This is a genomic window from Frankia sp. CoBUL1 (assembly GCF_978021245.1).
The window spans coordinates 1-6,412 of record NZ_CDXDOS010000197.1 but is presented as its reverse complement, the minus strand read 5'-3'; the positions used below and the strand labels follow the sequence as shown (position 1 = coordinate 6,412).

General features: G+C 69.2%; 12 protein-coding genes and 2 pseudogenes. 4 read left to right on the top strand and 10 right to left on the bottom strand.

From position 1 onward, the window contains the following. Positions 1-664, top strand: a 664-nt coding sequence (locus tag AC08OX_RS13515; RefSeq protein ID WP_476608145.1) for a hypothetical protein, incomplete at its 5' end; no start/stop codon positions are given. 269 nt (positions 665-933) lie between these two features. Here AC08OX_RS13515 and AC08OX_RS13510 read toward each other — a convergent pair. From AC08OX_RS13510 to AC08OX_RS13500, 3 genes are all read right to left on the bottom strand, one after another. Then, entirely contained in the window at positions 934-1,509 is a 576-nt protein-coding gene (locus AC08OX_RS13510; RefSeq protein WP_476608146.1) for an HhH-GPD-type base excision DNA repair protein, read from the bottom strand. A 62-nt stretch (positions 1,510-1,571) separates the two neighbouring features. Continuing rightward, the gene (locus AC08OX_RS13505) at positions 1,572-1,715 is read right to left on the bottom strand and encodes a hypothetical protein (RefSeq protein WP_476608144.1); all 144 of its coding nucleotides are present in this window, start codon (positions 1,713-1,715) and stop codon (positions 1,572-1,574) included. A 53-nt stretch (positions 1,716-1,768) separates the two neighbouring features. Next, complete coding sequence (locus AC08OX_RS13500) at positions 1,769-2,530, bottom strand: recombinase family protein (protein WP_476608143.1); 762 nt, start codon at positions 2,528-2,530, stop codon at positions 1,769-1,771. Positions 2,531-2,601: 71 nt separating this feature from the next. Between AC08OX_RS13500 and AC08OX_RS13495 the strand changes: the two genes are divergently transcribed. Beyond that, positions 2,602-2,931 (top strand): hypothetical protein, encoded by a 330-nt coding sequence (locus AC08OX_RS13495; RefSeq protein WP_476608147.1) that lies wholly within the window; start codon positions 2,602-2,604, stop codon positions 2,929-2,931. 34 nt (positions 2,932-2,965) lie between these two features. On the opposite strand, the pseudogene tmk reads toward AC08OX_RS13495, so the two are convergent. The 3 genes and pseudogenes from tmk to AC08OX_RS13480 all read right to left on the bottom strand — a co-directional run. Continuing rightward, positions 2,966-3,355: pseudogene (gene tmk / locus AC08OX_RS13490) on the bottom strand (dTMP kinase); the annotation flags it as partial. Continuing rightward, a complete protein-coding gene (locus tag AC08OX_RS13485) occupies positions 3,330-3,923 on the bottom strand; it encodes a 3'-5' exonuclease (RefSeq protein WP_476608142.1) in 594 nt (197 codons plus the stop codon). The pseudogene tmk and the gene AC08OX_RS13485, both read right to left, overlap by 26 nt. Then, on the bottom strand, positions 3,920-4,132 hold the full coding sequence (locus AC08OX_RS13480) for a hypothetical protein (protein ID WP_476608141.1): 213 nt from the start codon (positions 4,130-4,132) through the stop codon (positions 3,920-3,922). The genes AC08OX_RS13485 and AC08OX_RS13480 overlap by 4 nt, the downstream gene beginning before the upstream one ends. Positions 4,133-4,583: 451 nt before the next feature. Between AC08OX_RS13480 and AC08OX_RS13475 the strand changes: the two genes are divergently transcribed. Together AC08OX_RS13475 and AC08OX_RS13470 are read left to right on the top strand one after the other, a co-directional pair. Then, entirely contained in the window at positions 4,584-4,985 is a 402-nt protein-coding gene (locus tag AC08OX_RS13475) for a hypothetical protein (RefSeq protein WP_476608140.1), read from the top strand. Next, positions 4,966-5,622: an IS66 family transposase gene (locus AC08OX_RS13470; protein ID WP_476608139.1), complete on the top strand. Its 657-nt coding sequence runs from the start codon at positions 4,966-4,968 to the stop codon at positions 5,620-5,622. Before AC08OX_RS13475 ends, AC08OX_RS13470 begins: the two co-directional genes overlap by 20 nt. Positions 5,623-5,672: 50 nt before the next feature. On the opposite strand, the gene AC08OX_RS13465 is transcribed toward AC08OX_RS13470, so the two are convergent. The 4 genes and pseudogenes from AC08OX_RS13465 to AC08OX_RS13450 all read right to left on the bottom strand — a co-directional run. Beyond that, on the bottom strand, positions 5,673-5,804 hold the full coding sequence (locus AC08OX_RS13465) for a hypothetical protein (RefSeq protein ID WP_476608138.1): 132 nt from the start codon (positions 5,802-5,804) through the stop codon (positions 5,673-5,675). Then, complete coding sequence (locus tag AC08OX_RS13460) at positions 5,801-5,929, bottom strand: hypothetical protein (RefSeq protein WP_476608137.1); 129 nt, start codon at positions 5,927-5,929, stop codon at positions 5,801-5,803. Before AC08OX_RS13460 ends, AC08OX_RS13465 begins: the two co-directional genes overlap by 4 nt. After that, complete coding sequence (locus AC08OX_RS13455) at positions 5,926-6,045, bottom strand: type II toxin-antitoxin system Phd/YefM family antitoxin (protein WP_476608136.1); 120 nt, start codon at positions 6,043-6,045, stop codon at positions 5,926-5,928. The genes AC08OX_RS13460 and AC08OX_RS13455 overlap by 4 nt, the downstream gene beginning before the upstream one ends. 21 nt (positions 6,046-6,066) lie before the next feature. Beyond that, a pseudogene (locus tag AC08OX_RS13450) lies at positions 6,067-6,412 on the bottom strand (acyl-ACP desaturase); the annotation flags it as partial.

Genomic DNA, 6,412 nt, shown 5'->3' with positions numbered 1-6,412 from the left:
GTTCGCCCCCGCCCCACCCCGCACCGGGAGACGTGGCCGGCCCCGACTCAAGGGCGACCGGCTGCCCTCCCTCGCCCAGCTCGCCGCGGCCGCGACGTTCCGCCCGACGGCCGTGACCCGCTACGGCCGCGCCGGGACCGTGCACACGGCGGTCATCCGCTGCCTGTGGTATGGAGTGTTCGGCCCCCGCCCCGTCACCGTCGTCCTCGTCCGCGACACCGACCGGCCCGGGACCTACGACCTCGCGCTCGTCACGACCGACACCCTGACCAGGCCCGCCGAGCTCGTCGCCCGCTATGCGGCCCGCTGGTCGATCGAGGTCGCGATCGCGGACGCGAAGCAGATCTTCGGGGTCGGCCAGGCCCGCAACCGACTCACCGCCGCCGTCGAACGCACCGTCCCGTTCGGCCTGGCCTGCCAGACCCTCGCCTTCGCCTGGTACCTCACCACCGGCCACCACCACGGCGACGCCGCCGACCACCGCGCCCGCACCCCCTGGTACACCACCAAGACCCGCCCCTCCACCGCCGACCTCGCCGTCAAGCTCCGCCGCGTCCTGATCACCGCCCAATATCAGCCCACACGGCCCGCGAACCCGACCGACGCGGAAATCCACACCCTCCGCCTCGCCTGGGCCACCACCGACAGCGCCCTCGCGGCCTGACCAGCCCCCATCCCGGCCCCACAGCCCGGGAACCAGACAAAACAGACATCGACCCGAGACCGCAAACCAGCTCAAACACCCCACCACGAACCAGCACACCAAACACGCACAGAACACGTCTCACGCGACGTCAACCATAAAATTGGAGATCAAGAAAACCGCGAAAGTCGAGAAACCACCACACGGTCTAAAGTCACCGCAGGCGCCTGATCAGCCACTAGCCTACCGTCGGAGCGTGGATATAACGTGACAGTCACATCCTCTCATGGTTATGCGGAGGCTACCTTGGCGGCGGCCTTCATCGCCTTCTTGTACTCCCGGACCTGGTCACGGGTGGAGACGTCGGTGATGTCCGCGATGGAGCGGAAGGTGCCCTCGTCCCCGAACGGCGCGGACGCCTCCCGCCACCCCGGCGGGGTCACGCCAAGCTGCTTACCCAGCAGCGCCACAAAAATCCTGGCCTTCTGCTGGCCGAACCCCGGCAGCGCCGCCACCCGCTCCAGCAGTTCCCTGCCGTCAGCCGCGGTCGTCCACACCCGGGCCGCGTCCCCGTTGTAGGTGTCCACGATCAGCTGGCACATGGCCTGCACCCGCTTGGCCATCGAAGCCGGGAAGCGGTGCAGCGCCGGCACCCGCGAGAAGATCACACCCAGCGCGTCGGGGTCGTACTTCGCCAGCTCCTCCGCGTCCAACGGCCGTCCGAGCCGCCGGGTCAGCTCATGGGGAGCAGCGAACGCCCTCTCCAGAGGAATTTGTTGATCTAGGACCATACCCACCAGGAGCGCCAGGGGGTACTCGGTGATGAAGGCGTCCGCCTCTGGATCGCCGGACAGGTGCAGGCCCATGCCCGTCAGGGTACCCACGACGAGTACCCCGCCGGACTGGTGCGTCCGGCGGGGCGGAGGCGTCAGGGACGCCAGACCACTTCCACCCGCTCGGGGTCGAAGCGGTTCTTTGGGCCGTCAGCCGCCTTGAGTACGACGGCCTCGATGACGGTACTGATGATCTCCCGGCGCTGCTCCAGCTCCAGGGAAGGCCATGCCTCGGCCACGTTCGTGACCTTGGGGACGGTGTGGGCGCGTATCCACTCGGCTTGCTCTGCCCTCAGGTGGAGGATTGCTTGCTCCTGCTCGCGCACACGGGGGGAAGACGTACGGGCCGGGCAGCTCGTCCCGGTCGTAGGCACCCATGAGTTCCGCGATCTTGTCCTCCGCCTTGGCCAGGCTCTCCCGCCCTTGGCCATTGGCCGGCACCGGCCTCGACGTCGCGGCCTGCCAGGTAGGCCAGGACCAGCTCGGAAACAATGTCATCAACATGGTGGCCGGTGACGCCGACCTTGCCGCACCCGCCCGCGGTGACTGCCTTGCAGGCGTAATGGTGCTTGTCCCACCGCCGGTCGTAGCCGCCCATCAGGTGCCGGCCGCAGAAGCCGCAGCAGATGATCCCGGACAGCAGATACTTCCGTCCGCCGATGTGGACATGCTTGGAAACCCGGCTCGGGTCGCGGCGCTTCGCCGCCACCGCCTCCCAGACCTCCAGGTTCAGGATGGGCTGCTGCTGGCCCTTGACCGGCTGACCCTCCGCGTCCACCACGTAGCGCTTCTCCAGCGGGACGGAGGTGGGGCCATACACCCGGTAGCCGACGATGCGCGGGGACAGGTAGATGTTGCGCAGGACGGGTTTTTGCCACTTCTTGCCGGTGGCGCTGGCGATGCCAAGATCGTTCCACTGGCGGCAGATGGTGTGGAGGCCGACGCCGGCCAGGACCTGATCCGCTCCCGCGACCAGGAGCGCCGCCGCCGCGGTTCGTCCTTGGTTTCCTTGTCGGCCAGCCAATAGTCGGCCACTGCCGCTCCGGCCGTCCACGGGCCAATGCGCCGCACGCTTTGCAGCTCGTCAACCAGGGCGGGCCAAGACAGACGGCTCCAGGTGGTGCCGTGCTCCAGGTAGGCGATCGCGGCAGCCTGCAACGCCGGCCGCTTGAAGGCCAGACCGATTTCGGTGAACTGCACGCCGGTCAGGCCGAGGACCGTTTCAGCGGTGGGAAAGAGAGCCAACGTGCCACCGTCTGGCAGCTCCACCTGCTGGCCGTGAGCCGCGCACAGGGTCCGGTAGAGCTTCTTGGACTGCCCCGCCCGGATGACCTGGCGCAGGATGGCAACGCCCAGCGCCTCCCACAAGGACGGGTTGCGCAGACGCCCGACCTGGCCCAGGTCGGCGAGCTCCTTCGCCAGCTCCGGCACCTCTTCGGCGGCGCCGGGCGATGATGTCGGGGTCGGCCTCGAGGATGACGCACAGGTCGGGGCGGGCGGCTTCGGCGTTGAGTGCCCAGAGGAAGGCCGGGTCCAGGCCGTCGAAGCGCTGCATGACCAGCCCCGACGGCACGTAGCGGTCGGAGATGATGGTCTGGCCCAGCTCCAGATGCGGCCGGATCTCGGTCTCGACGTGGTGGTAGCGGTCCGCCGCATACACGCAGGCCAGGGCGTGTCCCGTGACGGTTTCGGTCAACTCGCGGGCCAGTACACCGATGGGGCCGGCGGACGGTTCGGCCGTGACGTGGACGTCCTCGCCCGCCGCGACGAGCAGTTGGGCGAGGTGGCGCACGAGCGTGGACTTGCCTGCCCCGCTCGGTCCGTCCACGCTGATGAACAGTCCTCGGCGGTGGTCAGAAAAGGGTCGCAGCCGGGTCATCGTCGCTTCCAGGGGGAAGGTCGCGGAGTTCGTCAAGGGACAGGGGGCGGCCGGCCGGGCTTGTTGCCAGCAGCGCGAACAACCGGGCCGTGACCAGCGCGTCGTAGGTGGCTCGGTGGGGCCGGTGCTGTGGGTCCAAGCCGTCGGCCAGGTTGAAGGCCTCCACCAACGAGCCGAGCCGGTAGCTGACGCGCTCGGGCCGGAGCCGCCGCGCGAGCCTGAGCGTGCCGAAGACGTCCCGCGGTTCCCAACCTGGAAGGCTGCGCCGCAGGACGCCGAGGTCAACGTGCGCGTTGTGGGCGACGATTGCCACGCCCTCCAGGGCCGCGCGGATCTCCTTTTCCACGTCGGCCAGGACCGGCGCGCCTGCGACCATGTCGCTCGTGATGCCGTGGATGCGGCGGGCGAATCCGGTGATCGGGCGCTCGGGCCGCAGGAGCCAGGCGGTCGGCTCCCCGATCACGCCGCCGGTGATGGGCACGACCGCCAGCTCCACCAGGTCCGGCGGCTGGTGGCCGTTGCCCTCCACATCCACCACGGCGTAGTCCAGGCTCGTCCAGTCCGTCATGAGGCGACCGGCTCCTTCCATCCGATGTCGGCGCGGCCGTGGCGCCGCGCGTGGTGAGGATGGCGCACGTCGTGGACCTGGAAGCCGAGGGCGTGCTGGAGGAAGTAACGGGGCTGCTCGTGCGGGAGGCCCGCGACCACGGCGGCCCGGTCGGTGATGTCCACGACCTCAAGGCCGTCCGTGTCGGGCACCGTGCTCGCGAGGGCCACCAGCTGCGCTCGCGTAGGGACCTGGTGGGCCTCGTGGCACCGGCGGATCTGACCCACCGGGCAGATGTCGCACAGTTCCCGGACGCCAGTAGAAGATCGTGCGGTAGCGGCGGGGCCGGACGGCGGTTGCCAGCCGCAGGGAGGCCGCCGCGACCTCGGAGGGGTGGGGCTCGATGCGCCGGTCCTCAACGCCGGAGTAGATGAACAGCACGGTCAGCTTGACACTCGTCAGGCGGCCCAACACACGACCAGGACAAGCTGTTCCACGAACGCGACGTCCACCGGGTCGTCGAGGGGACCACGACCCTACGCGGGCCGAAGGCCGCCGACCCGCCGTTCCCCGTGCGCACGGTCTTCTCCCACTCGGCGCGGCGCGCCGAGACGTCCGCGACCACCCGCACGAAACAGATCGACAAGGCGCGCGCGGCGCTCGTCGTGCTGCACCGCAACCTTGGGATCCGCTACTACCCCGACGAGGCAGCGGTCCGCGCCCGCGTCGAGAAGATCACCGCAGAGTGTCGGGGCGTGGCTGCGCACGCACGTCGACACCGACCCCGACACCGGCAGACCACACCTGACCTGGTTCTTCGACCCCGACGCGCTCGACCTCGCCCAGAAGGCCGACGGCTGGTTCGCGCTGCTGACGAACCAGAGCATCGAGGAGAAAGACGCCGCCGGGGTCTTCCTCGACTACAAGGGCCAGGAGGCCTCCGAGCGGCGCTACAGCGCGTTCAAGGACCCGCTCGCCGTCGCCCCCCTACGTCGAGAACAACCAGCGGATCCACGGCCTGCTCCGCCTCGTCGGCCTGGCCCTGCTGCTGTTCTCCCTGACCATGCGCGCCGACCAGCGTGAACGGGTCCTGTCCTCGGACTTCTACACCGTCTACGTCTCGGCCGGCCGCCGCTGCGACGGTCTCGTGAACCTCTGGTGTGTCGCTCATCTCAGAAGGCACTTCATCCGCGCGGCGCTGTCCAACCCGACCCAGTTGGAGTACTGGTGGAAGGCTTGGGCGAAGCTGTTCACCGCGCTCTACCTCGCCCACGGCCAGCTACGCACCGCCTTCACCGCCGCCCAGGAGACCCCCGGCCCCACCACCGAGCAGACGCTGGCCGCGGCCTACACCGCCTGGGATGACGCCGCCGGCGCGATCGACCCCGCCCGCCGCACCCAGCAGAAGTCCGTGGGACTGCAGCCGAAGGCGAAGGACGCCCTCGCCACGCTCGAACGCCGATGGCCGGGCATCCTCGCCCACCGGGACCACCCACTTCTGGATCTTGACAGTAGCGCGGCCGAACGCGCCGCCGCGTTCTGGACCGTCATCGGCACCGCCGAGAAACACGGCCTCAACGCCCTGACCTACCTCACCGACTACCTCGACACCTGCGGCCGGCGCGGCGGCAAACCCCCAGACGGCGCCGACCTCGACCGGTTCCTGCCCTGGCGCGCCAACCCCGACGACCTCGAAGCCTGGAAACAACCCCTCCACTAACCCACCCCGGCACGGCGTGACACACCGTCACGCCACCCGCCGCCATGCCCTCACACCACTTCCGAATACATACCACCGAACTGCAGTTCGGCGATGCTGATGACACTGACTGCCAACTCGCCGGAGATGGGGGTGACGTCTGTGGCGACCAGGACACTGGTGTCGAGGACGCCGCGATTCATCGGCCTTCCCAGGGATCCGTGAGGGAACCGTCGACGAGGTTGCGGTCCTGCGGCCAGTCGGTGTCCTCCGGCTGCGCGAAGAGATCAGCCAGATCGTCCCAGCGCCGCCACGTACGCGGACTCACCGGGCCGAGGACGGCTGCTGGCCGGCCACGGTGATGGTGAACCGTTCACCGGCCTGAGCGCGGCGTACCAGGTCGCTGGCGTTCTGCCGGACCTCTCGAAGCCCTATCCCGGCCACCCCCCGGGAGTAGCACTTGTGCTACTCCCGGCCGTCGCGAAGATGAGCCGGGTCGGGTGGCCCGGGGGCGGTCCGGCATGCGTCGATAAAGGTGACCAGTTCATTCACCCGGTCGGACCGGGCGTTGACGGCGCGGTTCACGACCCGGATAAGGTGAGCGTAGGCATCCGTGTGATCGTAGTGGGCGACTTCCCTGATCCGCAGTGCCCATCGCCAGTAGCCGCGGATGGTGTCGGCCAGTGGCATCCGGAAGGTCACAATGACCTCGCGGATTGGCTCCACCACGGCGTCGCCCTCCCGGCGCAGGTACCGCTCGACCACATCCGCCATGAACGCGAAGTGGCGCAACTCGTCGCGGGCGAGTCGA

What these genes read in the sequence shown, in the direction of transcription:
- AC08OX_RS13510 (WP_476608146.1), bottom strand. Translation starts at nt 1,509, where the DNA reads ATGGGCCTGCACCTGTCCGGCGATCCAGAGGCGGACGCCTTCATCACC.
- AC08OX_RS13485 (WP_476608142.1), bottom strand. Translation starts at nt 3,923, where the DNA reads ATGACGGACTGGACGAGCCTGGACTACGCCGTGGTGGATGTGGAGGGC.
- AC08OX_RS13470 (WP_476608139.1), top strand. Translation starts at nt 4,966, where the DNA reads ATGCGCGCCGACCAGCGTGAACGGGTCCTGTCCTCGGACTTCTACACC.
- AC08OX_RS13465 (WP_476608138.1), bottom strand. Translation starts at nt 5,804, where the DNA reads ATGAATCGCGGCGTCCTCGACACCAGTGTCCTGGTCGCCACAGACGTC.